Origin of the sequence: Dyadobacter luticola, from assembly GCF_005860805.1 — a bacterium.
Classification (GTDB): Bacteria; Bacteroidota; Bacteroidia; order Cytophagales; family Spirosomataceae; genus Dyadobacter; species Dyadobacter luticola.
This window is the reverse complement of record NZ_VCEJ01000009.1, coordinates 1-15,383: the sequence shown is the minus strand read 5'-3', so window position 1 is coordinate 15,383 and position 15,383 is coordinate 1. Positions and strand designations below refer to the sequence as shown.

At 42.7% G+C, this 15,383-nt stretch carries 19 protein-coding genes; 15 read left to right on the top strand and 4 right to left on the bottom strand.

Going from position 1 to position 15,383, the window contains the following annotated elements; translation table 11 throughout:
- The first annotated feature begins 260 nt into the window (after positions 1-260).
- Genes FEN17_RS26465 through FEN17_RS27560 form a run of 5 tightly spaced genes read left to right on the top strand, consistent with a single transcriptional unit; the run spans position 261 to position 2,205 of the window.
- Entirely contained in the window at positions 261-653 is a 393-nt protein-coding gene (locus FEN17_RS26465) for an ArsR/SmtB family transcription factor (RefSeq protein ID WP_138368446.1), read from the top strand.
- 10 nt (positions 654-663) lie between these two features.
- The gene (merTP, locus tag FEN17_RS26460; protein WP_138368445.1) at positions 664-1,254 is read left to right on the top strand and encodes a mercuric transport protein MerTP; all 591 of its coding nucleotides are present in this window, start codon (positions 664-666) and stop codon (positions 1,252-1,254) included.
- A gap of 2 nt (positions 1,255-1,256) precedes the next feature.
- Positions 1,257-1,466 carry a GDCCVxC domain-containing (seleno)protein gene (locus FEN17_RS27745; protein WP_138368444.1) on the top strand — a complete coding sequence of 70 codons (210 nt, stop codon included), beginning with the start codon at positions 1,257-1,259 and terminating at the stop codon, positions 1,464-1,466.
- 8 nt (positions 1,467-1,474) lie between these two features.
- On the top strand, positions 1,475-1,933 hold the full coding sequence (locus FEN17_RS27565; RefSeq protein ID WP_229209008.1) for an ankyrin repeat domain-containing protein: 459 nt from the start codon (positions 1,475-1,477) through the stop codon (positions 1,931-1,933).
- Between the two features lie 23 nt (positions 1,934-1,956).
- On the top strand, positions 1,957-2,205 hold the full coding sequence (locus tag FEN17_RS27560; protein ID WP_205748190.1) for a hypothetical protein: 249 nt from the start codon (positions 1,957-1,959) through the stop codon (positions 2,203-2,205).
- A 144-nt stretch (positions 2,206-2,349) separates the two neighbouring features.
- On the opposite strand, the gene FEN17_RS26445 is transcribed toward FEN17_RS27560, so the two are convergent.
- Positions 2,350-3,051 carry a low molecular weight phosphatase family protein gene (locus FEN17_RS26445; protein ID WP_138368443.1) on the bottom strand — a complete coding sequence of 234 codons (702 nt, stop codon included), beginning with the start codon at positions 3,049-3,051 and terminating at the stop codon, positions 2,350-2,352.
- 109 nt (positions 3,052-3,160) lie between these two features.
- Between FEN17_RS26445 and FEN17_RS26440 the strand changes: the two genes are divergently transcribed.
- Genes FEN17_RS26440 through FEN17_RS26410 form a run of 7 tightly spaced genes read left to right on the top strand, consistent with a single transcriptional unit; the run spans position 3,161 to position 8,315 of the window.
- Positions 3,161-3,493, top strand: a complete 333-nt coding sequence (locus FEN17_RS26440; RefSeq protein WP_138368442.1) for an ArsR/SmtB family transcription factor — start codon at positions 3,161-3,163, stop codon at positions 3,491-3,493.
- Between the two features lie 55 nt (positions 3,494-3,548).
- Complete coding sequence (locus FEN17_RS26435) at positions 3,549-4,106, top strand: DUF6428 family protein (RefSeq protein WP_138368441.1); 558 nt, start codon at positions 3,549-3,551, stop codon at positions 4,104-4,106.
- A 15-nt stretch (positions 4,107-4,121) separates the two neighbouring features.
- Complete coding sequence (arsN2, locus tag FEN17_RS26430) at positions 4,122-4,571, top strand: arsenic resistance N-acetyltransferase ArsN2 (RefSeq protein WP_138368440.1); 450 nt, start codon at positions 4,122-4,124, stop codon at positions 4,569-4,571.
- The gene (gene arsB / locus FEN17_RS26425; protein ID WP_138368491.1) at positions 4,568-5,605 is read left to right on the top strand and encodes an ACR3 family arsenite efflux transporter; all 1,038 of its coding nucleotides are present in this window, start codon (positions 4,568-4,570) and stop codon (positions 5,603-5,605) included. Before arsN2 ends, arsB begins: the two co-directional genes overlap by 4 nt.
- Before the next feature lie 11 nt (positions 5,606-5,616).
- Positions 5,617-6,393 carry a metallophosphoesterase family protein gene (locus FEN17_RS26420; RefSeq protein ID WP_138368439.1) on the top strand — a complete coding sequence of 259 codons (777 nt, stop codon included), beginning with the start codon at positions 5,617-5,619 and terminating at the stop codon, positions 6,391-6,393.
- Positions 6,390-7,139: a metallophosphoesterase family protein gene (locus FEN17_RS26415; protein WP_138368438.1), complete on the top strand. Its 750-nt coding sequence runs from the start codon at positions 6,390-6,392 to the stop codon at positions 7,137-7,139. Before FEN17_RS26420 ends, FEN17_RS26415 begins: the two co-directional genes overlap by 4 nt.
- 42 nt (positions 7,140-7,181) lie before the next feature.
- A complete protein-coding gene (locus FEN17_RS26410) occupies positions 7,182-8,315 on the top strand; it encodes an MFS transporter (RefSeq protein ID WP_138368437.1) in 1,134 nt (377 codons plus the stop codon).
- A gap of 67 nt (positions 8,316-8,382) precedes the next feature.
- Here FEN17_RS26410 and FEN17_RS26405 read toward each other — a convergent pair whose 3' ends face one another.
- The 3 genes from FEN17_RS26405 to FEN17_RS26395 form a co-directional block, all read right to left on the bottom strand.
- Positions 8,383-8,769, bottom strand: coding sequence for a response regulator (locus FEN17_RS26405; protein ID WP_171038008.1), 387 nt, complete (start codon positions 8,767-8,769; stop codon positions 8,383-8,385).
- Between the two features lie 287 nt (positions 8,770-9,056).
- Positions 9,057-10,523, bottom strand: coding sequence for a Fic family protein (locus tag FEN17_RS26400; RefSeq protein WP_205748189.1), 1,467 nt, complete (start codon positions 10,521-10,523; stop codon positions 9,057-9,059).
- A gap of 116 nt (positions 10,524-10,639) precedes the next feature.
- Complete coding sequence (locus FEN17_RS26395; RefSeq protein WP_138368434.1) at positions 10,640-10,903, bottom strand: hypothetical protein; 264 nt, start codon at positions 10,901-10,903, stop codon at positions 10,640-10,642.
- 284 nt (positions 10,904-11,187) lie between these two features.
- Here FEN17_RS26395 and FEN17_RS26390 point away from each other — a divergent pair, with 284 nt between their 5' ends.
- The 3 genes from FEN17_RS26390 to FEN17_RS26380 all read left to right on the top strand — a co-directional run bounded on the left by FEN17_RS26390 (position 11,188) and on the right by FEN17_RS26380 (position 15,065).
- Positions 11,188-11,838, top strand: a complete 651-nt coding sequence (locus FEN17_RS26390) for a recombinase family protein (protein ID WP_138368433.1) — start codon at positions 11,188-11,190, stop codon at positions 11,836-11,838.
- 1,492 nt (positions 11,839-13,330) lie between these two features.
- Positions 13,331-13,918: a hypothetical protein gene (locus FEN17_RS26385; RefSeq protein WP_138368432.1), complete on the top strand. Its 588-nt coding sequence runs from the start codon at positions 13,331-13,333 to the stop codon at positions 13,916-13,918.
- A 16-nt stretch (positions 13,919-13,934) separates the two neighbouring features.
- On the top strand, positions 13,935-15,065 hold the full coding sequence (locus tag FEN17_RS26380; protein WP_138368431.1) for a T9SS type A sorting domain-containing protein: 1,131 nt from the start codon (positions 13,935-13,937) through the stop codon (positions 15,063-15,065).
- Positions 15,066-15,383: the final 318 nt, after the last annotated feature.

The following is a 15,383-nucleotide window of genomic DNA, read 5'->3' as shown; positions in this document are numbered from 1 at the left end:
TGCCTGTTCATTTCGATAAATGAATGCTCCGTTGAACACCTGATTATGGTTATACAGCGGAGCATTTTTGCGTATTGTCCGTATTTCATAGTTGTTAAAACCCGATAGGGTTAAAACAGTTGCCTATGATTTAGAAAAGGCCGTGGGCAAGGCTTTGTAGCAGTTCCAACATATAGGAAGGCAAAGAAATCTTAAAACCGTATTTAATCATTTGCTTAAATACTTAATTAGTCTGTATCTTAGCTGTCTAATTGATGTATATGAGAGATCAGCAAAGTTGTATCCGGGTTTTTGAAGATCAAGAAAAAATTCAGCAGTACACGGAAAAGATAAATGACTTTCAGCCATTTTTTGGGCGATTGGCCCAGGTGATGGATTTAGCAGGAAATGAAAATCGTTTAAAAATCATTTATCTTCTGAGAGAAGAGAACAATCTATGTGTCTGTGATCTATCCGACATTTTAAGTATGAGTATTCCTGCCGTTTCCCAGCACTTACGTAAGCTTAAAGATGCACAACTGATCCAAGCCAGAAAGGTTGGGCAAACCGTGTTTTATTCCCTTCGGGAAGAATCCTCAGATATTTTGCATTTGATTTTAGCACATCTCACCACTTTACAAAAGTCGTCAGAGCTAGCGGTTAGTCTAAGTTAAAAATTGAACTATGAAAACGACAGGATTGATCGGACTCTTCACCGCATTTGCTTCTTCTCTCTGTTGCACGGTTCCGCTGTTGGCGGTGACATTTGGTGCTTCTGGTTCAACCAGTGGGCTTGTCTGGCTTGAAACATTTCGTCCGTTTAGCATTGCCCTGACGATTGGGGCATTAGGTTGGGCCTGGTATAATCAATTAAGAAATAATAAAATGAAAGATTGTGCGTGCGAACCGAGCAAAACCTCCTTCTGGCAAACGAAGGGGTTCCTAGGCATGGTAACAGCAATAGCGCTGTTACTGCTTGCCTTTCCGTCCTATTCAAATCTGCTTTACCAAGAGAAGGGACAGGAAGTTTTACAACCTGCACAGGATGGGCCGAAAAAAGTGGTTTATGTAACCATAAAAGGGATGTCTTGTGAAAGCTGTGAACATCACGTCAAAAAGGAGGTTGCTAAATTGAAAGGCGTTTCACAGGTTGATGTCTCGTACTCAAAAGGGGCGGCCACCGTCAAATTTGACAGTAAGAAAACCTCAATTGCTGATATCAAAAAAGCGGTCGATGCGACCGGTTATAAAGCGACAAGCACAAAAACACTATAAAAATGGTTGACATACTTGAGTCTGTAATTACGTGCCCGAATTGTGGGCATCAAGAGACAGAAATCATGCCCACGGACGCATGTATGTATTTTTATGAGTGTACTTCTTGTAAGCTCGTCTTGAAGCCTCTAAGCGGCGACTGCTGTGTCTTTTGTTCTTATGGGACTGCAAAGTGCCCACCAGTTCAACAGCAAAGAAGCTGTTGCAATTAAGCCTCTATATGAACTACATTGATACACGTGACCCTATTGCCGTTGCAGTAGTCAACGCTATTCAAACAGGGGATATACCAAAACTTACACAATTACTGGCCGATAATCCTGGGTTATCAAAAGCGAGGCTTGGTGATAATGACCCTTGTGGCATGTCGCGTACGTTACTACACGTTGCCACAGACTGGCCTGGCCACTTCCCTAATGTAGCTCAGACAATCAAAACGCTTGTTGAAGCCGGAAGCGACGTGAATGCACAATTCACCGGTCCACATATTGAAACTCCCCTGCATTGGGCGGCCAGCAGCAATGACATCGAGGCGCTTGATGCTTTGATTGATGCCGGAGCCAATATAGAAGCCGAAGGCGCAGTCATTGCCGGGGGAACCCCGCTTACTCTGCAAGAGCTTTTGGACAATGGAAAGCTGCACACAGGCTTGTCGAGCTCGGCGCACGAACTAATTTAACGGATGCCGCTACCCTTGGCTTAATGGATCGATTAGAGGGTTATTTTACTGAAAATTCAAGACCCGAAAAGGAAGAGATCGACCGCGCTTTTTGGGGCTGTTGTCATGGTGGACAGAACACAGCAGCTGCTTTCTTACTTGAACAAGGAGCCAATGTAAACTGGATACCCGACTGGGAAAATCTATCACCCCTGGATGCTGCACAGCGGGAAGGAGCAGACGAACTGGTTGAGTGGCTACATAGGCAAGGGCAAAATCAGCGAGCGAGTTAGCATAGATTCCTGCCTGCCTTTCACAGATGACGCATGCAATTCTCGGCGAGCAAAGCAATATCCTTCAAGTCCCTGTTTCCAGGAAATTTAGCTCAAATCGCAGTCTTGCGGCATCCAGTCCTATTTAGGGTAATGAAATACTTATTACCTTTTTACTTTTGAAAAGACATACAGTGTTTCAGTTGCGATCTGTTTGCAACGCTCGTCGTATTTGGCGGTCTCCTGCGCGCTGCCATCAAAGGCTTTTGGGTCATCATAAGGAACGGCAACCCTGGCAGCTGCTCCTTTCACCACAGGGCACGCTTCATCAGCCTGGGAGCAAGTCATGATAGCGCAGAAATTACTTTGAGGGTTGCTGGCATCGTCATATTTCTTTGAAAATGCTTTCAAAGGTTCAGTTCCGGCGCCGTAGCTGACATGATAAACCGGGTTTTTGCCTTCTGATGTTTTCGTTACATCAAAACCGGCCCGCTTGCAAGCAGCAACCGCCCGCTCATTGAACGCGCTGGCCTCAGTACCACCAGAATATGTTTTCACATTAGGGATACCGTAATATGCAGCAGCAGTTGCGCCCCAAATTTGGCCGAAATGACTGCGGCGCGAATTGTGGGTACAGATGTAGGTAAGCTGCACAGGCTGGTCGGCTTTAACCTGCTTTTGGATAAAGCTGGCGATTTTATCGAGCTCTTCTCTTCGCTCGTCCGGAATTTTTGAAATATCGTCTTTAATCGTGTTGATGTAGGAAGACAGCTTGGGATTTAGTGCTTTTTTATTGTCGGGGTTGCTAGCTGGCATGATTGCGGCAGTGGTAAAAAAGGTTATTAGTAAAAGATGGAGCAGGCTCATATTTATAAGGTAAGTTGTAGTCAATCGTAAAGATACGATAGAATTTATCAGACAATTGCAATATTAATCGTAATATTGCAATTGTCTGAATGCTATCTATATTTGCAGCATGGGAGTAACTAAAACCGAAATATTCACAGAGCAGCAGAACCGTATCGCGGATCTGGCCAAGGCGTTTTCTCACCCGGCCAGGGTTGCGATCCTGCAACTGCTAATTTCCAGAAAAGCCTGCGTTTGTGGTGATTTGGTAGATGAGCTCGAACTTGCCCAGGCAACCGTTTCCCAGCATTTGAAGGAGCTTAAAAGGATTGGGATCATCCATGGCGAAATCAATCCACCAAGGGTATGCTATTGTATAAATCCGGTCGTGTGGGCCGAAGCACAGCAAACATTTGGTTCGTTGCTAGATACATTTGCCCTTAGTGAATCCTGCTGCAATTAGCAGGGTATTTTTTTGAAAATATCAATCGTAATAATACATTTAACCAATAGAAGCTATGAGCCAATCAAATCCATTAACCTGGGGTGATTTCAAAAATGCCCTTAAACAAAATCCTGATCTGCACCTGCAATTCCAATATGAGGAAGGCAAGTTTGTGGACAGCTCTTACCACATTACCGAGATCAAACAAGCACCGATTGTTTCAGTTGATTGCGGCGGGGTAATGAACAGCTGGACAGAAGTGATCGTGCAGCTATGGGAACCCTCAGAGAAAGAAGTAGACCGTTCAATGAAAGTTGACAAAGCGCTGAAAATTGTTGACCTGGTTGAAAAATACCTTCCCCTGAACCCAAGTGCAACCGTTAAAATTGAATTTGGCAATTCCAGGTTTGATACACGCCAGATGTACCCCGGAGAGTTTGCGTCCGATGGTGAAACATTCACTGTTAACCTAGTTACTGACTTTACCCAATGCAAGGCACTTACCCGAAACGAAAGCTGCGGCACGTCGCCCGCTGAAGCTTCATGCTGCGCGCCTGCCCCTGTTAAACAGGAATTGGAACTGGTCACTTCCGATGGTGACAGCTGCAAGCCTGGCTCAGGGTGCTGCTAATCAAAACAACCACCTATGAAACTACAAATTGATAAAGCAGGGCCTGCAGACAAAGAACTCGTAATCAGCCTGCTTAAAGAAGCAGACCTTCTTACTGATGACTTGCCTGCTGGTTTGGAACATTTTCTTTTAGCCAGACAGGAAGGGTCACTTGTTGGTGTCGCTGGAATGGAGCTGTATGGAGAAGTTGCACTATTACGCTCCATTGCAGTTCGTCCTAATCATCAGGGTAAGGGCATTGCCCGTAAATTGGTCGAGCAGCTTCTGACACGTGCTGACACGCAAAAAATTGAAGTGGTATATCTTATCACAACCACAGCTGACCATTATTTTGACCGTTATCATTTTGCGGGCGTAAACCGTGAGCAAGTTCCAGATCCAATTCAGCAAACCAGGCAGTTTAGCGGCCTTTGCCCAACATCCGCTATCGTTATGAAAAGAGATTTAAAGCATCCAACCGCATGAATAACCCACGTCTTTCTTTCTTAGACCGCTACCTGACCCTGTGGATCTTCTTAGCCATGCTGATCGGCGTTTCAATTGGCTATTTCTTGCCCGGCACACCTGATTTCATCAACCAGTTTAATTCAGGATCAGGTGTGAATGTTCCGTTGGCCATTGGCCTTGTGCTGATGATGTACCCGCCACTGGCCAAGGTGCGTTATGCAGAGCTGCCAAAGGTGTTTAACAACACCAAGATCCTGGGGCTTTCGCTGCTTCAAAACTGGATCATTGGCCCGCTGCTCATGTTTGGCCTGGCCGTTATCCTCCTTCCTGATAAGCCCGAGTACATGACCGGCCTGATCATGATCGGCATTGCCCGCTGCATTGCCATGGTCATTGTCTGGAATGACCTCGCCAATGGCGACCGCTTGTATGCAGCAGGACTAGTGGCTTTCAACAGCATTTTTCAGGTCTTGTTTTATTCGGTGTATGCCTATGTTTTCGTAACGGTATTACCGCCGCTTTTCACCTTGAAAGGATTTGAAGTGAATATTACCATCGGCGAAGTTGCTCAAAGTGTTTTCATTTATCTGGGCATTCCTTTTTTGGCAGGTATTATTTCCCGGATAGTACTAACAAAGGTGTTTAGCAAAGAATGGTATGAGACAAAATTCCTTCCGGCCATCAGCCCGATCACATTAATTGCCCTGCTCTTTACGATTGTGGTCATGTTTAGCTTGAAGGGCCAGCTGATTGTCAGTATCCCTTTTGATGTACTGCGCATTGCGCTGCCGCTTACGATCTATTTTGCGATTATGTTTTTCTCCGCTTTTTACCTGTCCAAACGTGCGGGGGCTGATTACGCCAAATCAACATCGCTGGCCTTCACTGCCGCAGGTAACAACTTCGAGCTAGGGATCGCGGTCGCTATCGCTGTATTCGGGATTGATTCAGGAGCTGCATTCGCTGCTGTGATCGGCCCACTAATCGAAGTGCCGGTATTGATCCTAATGGTCAATTTTGCTCTCAAACAACAGCACAAGTTTTCCAATTAACAACTTTTTAAATGAGAATTGCCCTTTTTTCAGACATTCACGCCAACCTTCCGGCTTTGGATGCGTTTTTCAAAGATGTTGAAACCAGAGACATTGATGCTATTTATTGCCTGGGTGATTTGGTTGGTTATAACATTTGGCCTAATGAAGTTATTGACGAAATCAGAAAGCGTGGTATTCCTACTATTGCCGGTAATTACGATTTTGGCATCGGAAGGAGCAGCGATGATTGTGGCTGCGCTTACAAAACAGACGAAGAAAAAGAAAACGGAAAAGTGTCGATTGCTTACACAAACGAAATTGTCAAAGACGAGCAGCGGGCTTATTTAAGAACCTTGCCGGCACACATCCGTCTGGAATTTCAACTTAATGAGAAACCGTTATCAGTTCTTCTGGTGCATGGCAGCCCGCGACGGATCAATGAATACTTGTTTGAGGACCGCGATGAAAAAAGCATGCTGCGGATTATGGAACAGGCCAGCGCAGATGTGATGCTTTTCGGGCATACCCACAAACCTTATCACAGGATCCTGGGCTCAGTCCAGCCAGACGGTACAGATCATTTCCGGCATGCAATCAATATTGGTTCTGTCGGTAAGCCAAAAGATGGTGACCCAAGAGGCGGCTATGTAATCCTGCATATTAATGCAGATGCACTGGCATCAAGTAAGGAAAGCATTACGGTAGAGTTTATACGTTTTAACTACGATGTTGAAACAGCAGCCAAGGCCGTAGAAGGCAGCATCCTTCCCAATGCCTATGCAGAATCATTACGTCTGGGGAAATGAAAATAGCACTACTCTCTGATATCCATGCCAATCTTCCTGCTTTTGAGTCGGTGTTAGAAGATCTGGAAAAACAACAACCTGATGCGGTTTACTGCCTGGGCGATCTTGTTGGCTATAATGTATGGCCTAACCAGGTAATTGGTTTGGTGCGCAAACATGGCATTGCGACCATTGCAGGAAACCACGATCTGAAAGTTTCTAAGATAATGCCTTCCGAGAGTGATTGCAGCAAAGAAGAAAGCAGTGAGTACGCCTACAAGCTGGTTGGCAGAAAGGAAAGGGACTACCTGTTAACACTTCCCAGGCATTTGCGAATAGAGTTTCAGCTTAATGATCAGCCATTGAACATGCTGCTTGTCCATGGAAGCCCAAGGAGCATCAATGAATATCTTTTCCAGGATCTGCCTGACCAGTACATGCAGGAACTTGTCAGGGAATATAAAGCGGATATCCTATGCTTTGGGCACTCGCATAAACCTTATCACCGCGTCATTAATTCTGGTAAGAACAGCAGTGAGCATTTTCATCACCTGATTAACACTGGTTCTGTCGGTAAACCCAAGGATGGCGATGCGCGTGCTTGTTATGTACTAGTCACGATTGATCAGACAGCCGGTAAAATAGATCAGGACGCTGTTCAGGTTGAATTTGTAAGAATCAAATATGATGTAGAAAAGGCAGCGCAGGCCGTAGAGCTGAGCCTTCTTCCTGATGCTTTTGCAGATAATCTCAGAAAAGCATATTAACCTTCAGCAAAAGTAAAGGCTAAATAAACCGGCTGGGAAAGAATGAGAAAGCATATTGCCGAAATGAAATTGCCCATGTATGCGTCTTTCAGCTTGAGCTTCGCTTTAATGGGTGATGCATTTCTATATTCTTTTCTGCCAATAAATGCTTCCAGCATCCACGTTCCAATCATTTGGATAGGAACCATCTTGTCAATCAACCGCTTTACACGGATTTTGCTTAACCCACTTATTTTGCGCGTTTTCAGTCTTGTGGGCTTTCGTATACCTATAATCGTTGCGGCAACGGTATCCGTATTGGCCACAGCTGGCTATGGTGCAGGTTTTGGCATAGCGATTTTAATACTGCTTAGGGTCTTGTGGGGCATATCGTATTCTGTCCTTCGCGTTGGGGCAATTACCTATGCTATGGATTATCCTAAGAAAGGCTTGGCACTGGGAATGAGCCAAAGCATCATCGAATCAGGCCCACTACTAGCATTGTTGGTTGGGCCGCTGCTTTTTGAAGTAATCAGCCCTGGCTGGATCTTTTTAGTGATTGCGCTCCTTTCGACACCAGGAGTTTACTTCGCATTCAAACTCAGAGAAAGGGACAGCCCTCCAGCTTGCCCATTAAACTTCAAAATATCATTGCCATCCGTCTTTAACCGGTTAGCATTCTTAGGGGCTTTTGCAGCGGAAGGTATGCTCGTGGTTTTAATTGGAGCTCTGTTAATGAATGCGCATCCCTATTGGTCGGCAGTTGAAATTACTGCCGCTGCTGCGGGATTTCTTATTTTCCGACGGATCTGCTCGCTTTTAATTTCACCTTTTGCGGGTTGGTCCGCTGACCGGTATGGGCTTGCTAACATCTACTCAGGTTCAATTCTCTTGATCTGCATGGGTTTGCTGCTGGCAACAAGCGGCTGGGTAATGCCGGGATTGATCCTTGTATTCACGTTTTATAATGTCAATGCATCACTAGCAGCTGGCGCGGCATCCGCCGGGCAAGACGATGTGACGCGCGCAGTATCAATCAATGCCACTTTCCGAGATGCGGGTTCCGCGTTTGGTGCATTAGCGGGCGGCTTTTTATTGACTAATAATCATTTGAGCCTGATCTTTACGGCTATCACTTTGTTAATTATATTTCTTACTTGGATGTATTACCGAAAGGCATTGGCACTCCGTATATAACGCTGCCTTACAGCTATTGTCGATATTGAATACCTTCTAGATTTAATGGTGGTCAAAGCATACTAATTCAGACATCAGGATGCCCAGCTTTTTCCGAAATCAAGTGACGACACAGATTCAGAAGGCTATCCATGTTAGATGGCTTTATATAATAGTCGAGGGCACCTAATTTTTTAGCAAAGTCAATCATGTCTGGATTCCCAGATGTCGAAAGCATAACTGTTGGTAAGGAAGCTAAGCGAGGAATGATTCGCAAATTCGATAAAGTTTCCAAGCCGTTCATTTTCGGCATGTTCATGTCCAGAATGATAAGACATCTATCTAATACTGTTTGCGACTGCAGAACCGTGAGAAGTTCCTGCCCATTCTCTGATTCCACAATTTCGATGCTTGGATCTATGGCTTTGATTGCCTCTTTCATTAGTAGGCGATCATCAGCATCGTCGTCGGCCAAAAACAAAGTTGTACATCTCCTCATATGCAAAGATAAATATTTTCATCAAATCACTATTTCTACCGAATTGGCTATGAACAAGGTAATTCAAGACTCATTATGTAACCGCCGGAAGTGGCCAAATTAATCGGTGGTTATTTCTGCTAATCTGGTTTTCATTCCCTTGTAGGTTATTTTTCGCTAATTCGGGCTTTTAAGATTACAGGTTAGCGGTTCGTGAAAACTAATTACAGAATATTATGACATAGCACGATAAACTGTAAAATGTTCGCGCGGAGATTAAAGTCTTAATTTGGTATGATTATTAATTTTGCAACTTCTGGTTCCTGAAAAGCATTAGATCTGATCAAATGATTTTCTATGGTTGTTTGGTCTTCGCCATAAACGTATGAACTGAATTCGAAGCTTCTCAAAAGCATGCGAATATAGGCAGTTGGATCATGTTGCCTGGTAAGTTTTCGCAGCGCGCCCATATAGTCTTCACGATATACAGTAGGAATAATTATCTTGGAAACCCCTTTTGAAGAAAGTTCAGCATTCATCATTACCCTGGCAATTCTGCCGTTTCCGTCAAGAAACGGATGAACTTCGCTAATCATAAACATCATGTAAGCTGCTTTGGCAAAAGGGTCTTCTAGTAGCGAATACCAATCAAACCCCTTTTTTAAAGTACCGGCCACCAACTGCCAGTCTACAAACTCCGTATTGCCAGCCCGATTATTTTTGTCCTTGAACTGTCCGGGCTTTTTAGATAGTCGTGCTCGTAGCAATGTGGCGTGCCTGCTTCGCAACAGTTGTAAAAGTTCATTGGGTGAACTGGGAGTTATCGCCATTTCGTGCCGATCTGAAACGATTTGATAAGTGCCCAATATATCGTGAGAGTCTTCATCGCGTTCAGGCAACGGTGTTTCAGTCTGGATAATCTGCTGAGCTTCATTAACAGCAAATTCTGTCCCTTCGATATAGTTTGAGAAATAGCTTTCAAAAAAGCCAAAGTTTCTATAAGCTTTTAATGAGAAGTTTTTGTCAGGATAAGCCGGGAATGTTCGGCCGCTCAAAGCTGCATACAATATTTCGAATAATGTAATTCTTGTAGGGTCAAAAGGATCTCCTAATGACCGTGCTATGGCGATGGGGGAATGAAGACTTTTAGAATCACCCGTTGTCAAAAGCGTCCCTACCAAATTGTTAAGTTTAATAAATTCTTTTTCCATCCCCAAGGCTGGGGCCAAGCTTCTAGCATTGTCTCGTATAACATTGACAGCATCTTCCCCCCTGGATCTAATAATCAGGTCAAGCCTTTCCTCAATTTCTGAGATTGAAAGAGTTTTTGAAAGATCCTCTCTAGTTCGGGTTTCCTGCATATTTTCTAAAAATGCCCGTGCTTCCTGCGAAGCGTATAAATTTTCAAAAAATACATTGTCATTTTCCTGCCGGGGAGGGCCTTGCTGAAAGTGGATTGTAAGACCAGGTAACCGATTCTTACGTGTATAGGTATACGTCACAAATATATGCTCACCATTAGCTGGAACAAATTCCAATGCGCTACGATGACTTAGGATTACACCTGGAAATTGGTTGGATAGTATTCTGAACCAATTTCTTTTTATAATAACTTCGGGCTGCTCTTCTAGGTTTGACGTATAAATGCGAGGAGCTATTTTACGGATAACTCCCTTTTTCTCCAAAGCGCTGATTTTGGCAGATTCTGTCTTGTTTGAAGACCCAAAAAGTACTTCCTGTAATCTTATCATCGGAATTCTTTCTATTAATTGCGCAATATAAAGCTCCTACTTGGAAATTTTTCTATTAAGCGAGATATTCAATAGAAATTTTTCTATTAGTGTACGGTGGACTTAAATGATTTTGGTTATGGTCCAGAACTTGCGTTGCCAAACCACTTTTTCCCTATCATTATTAATACTCTGCCGATTGCTACACTTTCTATATGTGGTGCAAGGTATTTCGCAATTAAAATAGCTGCTACAACAACTGCTAATATTACGAATACAGCAAAAAGAAGGAATATCCTGAAATCCTTCCGGTGAATACGGCTAGCTTTTAGGGAAGGGTTACGTAAATTGACTTCTATATTCTCAATTATTTCTGAGCTTACCAATCTCTCTGGTTCCATGACTTCTTAGTTTAAACTTCTGAGATGAAATTACTGCCGGCCTGTTTTAATCCGTAGGACAGGCAATGCGCACCCATTGACCGAACCAGCAAGCAAAGTAGTCGTAGGGTATGCTAAGTATTTTCGACAATGCGAACAACCACGATTCAAAGCTCAGAAGACACATTCAAAGACTTTTAGGAAAGTTGCACACCCCCGTGGGTAAATTCTTGAATTGTTTTGTCCACATACATACGTCCGTATACATGTGGACAAAATGCCAATAAATCACTACTTTTAACCGTATGAAAAGAGCCGTTGCCTATTTTCGAGTATCAACAGATCGCCAGGGAAAGAGTGGCTTGGGCCTGGAAGCGCAGCATGAAGCAGTGCACCTGTTCGCACAACATCAAGGCTACCAAGTCACAGCAGAATTTACTGAAATCGAGAGCGGGAAGAAGAATGAGCGGCCAGAGTTAATGGCTGCCTTATCGTTGTGCAAAAAAGAGAAAGCGATGCTGATCATTGCGAAGTTGGACCGACTGGGCCGGAATGTGGCTTTCATTGCCAACTTAATGGAGAGCAAGGTTGAGTTTCTGGCAGTCGATAACCCACATGCAAATCCCTTAATGATACATTTACTAGCAGCATTTGCTGAGCATGAGCGGAAGCAGATTAGTACTCGGACGAAAGAGGCATTGCAGGCTGCGAAGCGCCGCGGTGTGCAGTTGGGTAAACACGGCCGGGAAATCGAGAGCAAAAAGAATTCGAAAGCGGCTGATCAGTTTGCGGAAACGATGCAGCCGATCATTAACAAATTGAAGACAGAGGGTTTTATAACCGTTCGAGGAATCTCCGACGAGTTGAACCGGCGAGGTGTTGAGACGTTTCGAAACGATGGTGAGCAATGGCACCGAACCACAGTGCATCGCTTGCTTAAACGTCTTCATATTTGAAACATTAGCTGTATCACAAAGTCAGCCAACGGCGTGAACTACCAAATTCACTTCGAAACTGTAAACTTTTTTTAGGACGCTACATAAATATGAGACGTTGATTTGTGAGATGACAATTTGAGAAGTTTTCAATTTTTCAGAGTGCAAAATGCTCTTCACAAGATAAGTTTCCCCTACCCCATTATGGTTTAGATCTGTCGCTCCGATCGGACGTTTTAAGCGACTACATTATAAATCGAATTATTAGTTAATATGGACTCAATTGGAAAACTGGTATTTCAATGAGAGAATTCCCTGGAAATAGCCGATAAATGGATCTGATTGAGCAGATCCTGCGCCAGGTTGGTAATTACGGTCCCTTCTCCCCAGATAATTGTTCTCTCGAAGAACAAACGATTTTTGGACCCCCCAATCCAGTATAAGAAATCGGGTTAAGTTATGTTGAAATCCAATGGTGGCAGCAGGGAATAAGACTGTTCCTTTCCTTGAAACGGGCGTATAAGTGTCTGTAAACTCCGAATCTGAAAACTCTCGCTGTAAAGCTGTCTGCCGGTACTGTGACAACACAAAGAATGCACCTACGAAAAAATGGTTTCTTTTCTGTTTTCCCGAAATCGATGTGGGATAGAGTCTTGCCCCGGCTTTAAGAAAAGTCCCTGATGTTTGTCTCTGGCTAACCCCATCGTACACTTTATAATCTATCAACCCAATATGGCTAGTTTTGAAAGTACGGCCTAAATTCAGGTTCAATGAATATCCTGGATGATGTCTAAATTCCGAACTGATCTCGGCGGACTTGGCTATAATAGGTGGAATGTTAATGCCTACACTGGTTTTCCATTGAGCATGACATGTCGCGGATGTCAAAAAGAACACTGATAAGAATAGAAGCCTCATAGCGTAGAGTTGATTTTTTACAACTATGACACTAATAAGTTCAATTTCGTTGCTGTGCGCATAAAAAAGTCCCATCTCCTTGTACTATACCAAGAACTTCGTCAAAAGTCGAGAAGCCCTCTTGTTCTGTGTTCCGTCACTTAACATAAAAAGTGTTATACAAACACCAGGAGCCATTTCTGGGGTTAATGCTGTTTTTTCCCACTCCACAGTCAGTATAATAAGTTGCATTTTTCTCTGAAAATGTGCCTAATGGTCGTCAGTTTACAACATTTGGGAGCCCTTTCGTATCTAAAGGTTTCGACAGCTACTAAACCGATAAATAAATAGTCAAATATTTTAACAAATTATTTATATAAAATATTGACTGTTTGTAACCAATATTTTACATTTATATAATAATATTCCTACATAAACTATGGAAACCTCTCAACGTTATCTTAGTGGGTAATAGGGCCTCTTCAATCTTTGTTTGACTTAAGCTGAAATTCGCCTTCCTTCCATTAAGTGAGTTATGTCAGGTTCTAGTAAAATGAACATTGTCATTTATAATAATATGTTCAAAATCATTACGATCCTTGTATTACTTCTGTTTATGGATTCATTTGCAATAGCGCAGAATTTCCTTTTAGACAAAAATCAAAGCGGGTCTTTTTTAGCTGGACAAATAGCTAAAAGTGATAATAAATTTTCAAAAGCATTGTCTATTGGATACACTATTGACGGCAGAATCGATCTCTCATTGTCTGCGTCGCATGTGAATGGTCCCCACATTGGGACACATCTTATTGTCAATCCAATGGTTAGTTTTATAATTATTAAACAGAATCATATTCCACTCAGCCTGAGTGTTTATTCGGAATATCAAACGAAAAAATATACGCGTACAGACGCAATTAAAGACCAGACGTGGGCGGTTGGGAGTGGTTTATATCATAAGTGGCTTATCGGGAAGACCTTTTCTATCAATCCTGGTATCTATTTCCACCGAAGTTTTACAAATCGATCTCTTGATACATATAAAGAACATTTGAATTCAAATGGCTTTGGGTTACAAACTAGTTTTTTGATTAAGAATTTTCAAGTCACTCCTAAGGTTTCCCATTTTCGGGAGGAAACTGTCTTTTCGATTGAGATTGGTGTTATATTCTTTGGAGCTAAAAGTATTGAATCTCTTAACTAATATAAACTTAATATGTATGAAAAAAGCTCTTCTTTTTCTACTTGCACTTTCGTTTTCTGCTTCGATTCAAGCTGCCAGAGGTATTATTATTAATGGAGCAATCTATAACAGCGGAGAAACTGCCTACATTGGATGTGGTGAAAATCAAAATGTTCAAATTAATGCTTGGACATCCACAACAAATTCGCCTCTTACTATTCTTGCGGGTATTACATTACCATCGGGATGGACTTCAAGTTATTGCGGTAATAACTGCTCAAACCTGACAACTAATGCCTCATCAGGAGGTCTACTTAAATTTCAATACCTAAGCACATCAGGCGAACAGGAATGGGTTCAAGTGACGATCTCACGAACACCGTTGAATCATCTCATTAATGGCCCAGCTACTGTTTGCTCATCGACAGCAACCTATACCTTTTCCGGTTCTTTTTATACCGGTAGTCCTTCCTGGTCTAGCAGCAATACATCGGTTCTGACGATCAACTCATCTACTGGGGTAGCAACAGTCCATGGATCTGGTCCGGTCACAATTACAGCAACTGTTAATACAGCATGCGGCCCTTTTCCGACATCAAGAGCTGTACATGTTGGAAAGCCTACTATCACAGCACTGCAAGTGAGTACATTTATGTGTAACGGAGCTGCTCAAGAGCTTACTGCAACAATATCAGGTAGTCCGACTTTTCGACAATGGGCTGTGACTAGCGGAAATGCATCTAATGCATACCTTACCGACTACGGGAACGGAAGGTGTTATTTCAATTCTTATGTAAACGATTGTTATGGCTTACAGATACAAATGACAAATGCATGTGGCTCTTCACTTGATGGAGTAACAATTTGTGTCGATAACTGCGGTGCGCGGTACACCGTTTTTCCTAATCCAGCTAACGATTTTATTGATCTCAAGATCGAAAATTTTCGAAATTCCAAAGCTATGCCCAACCAAATTAATCTGTATAGCGAAGGATCGCAAGCTTCAATTAAAGCCCTCACCAACGAGCAAATAGCAAAAAATATTAATAATATAGGGGTGCTTCGTATTCCAGTCAATGGTGTACCGAAGGGAACCTATTACTTGCATATTCTATCAAGTGACCAGAACGGGAATAAAATTGAAAAAGTAAGGGTAGCAATTGACTAGTTATGGTAATTACTGTTAAACTAGATGCATTCTACTTGGCATCAATCGTACTTGAACTTTATCGAATATCTTTTATTTATAAATCGATTTGACTATGCGAACACGAAATGGGCCAAAAGATTCTGCTTAACTTTAAAAGTTCGACAACTTATCTAGTTCTAAAAATAATTTGTTGTCGGACATAGTTGTTGCAAAACCTGAATTAACTAAACATGACTTAGATATGAAACCAACATTTCGAACTCTGTCGAGCGTTTTGGCAATAATTAGTATGTCCACACTGTCTTGTGATGATCGCGTAAAGCACATAGATGTTTG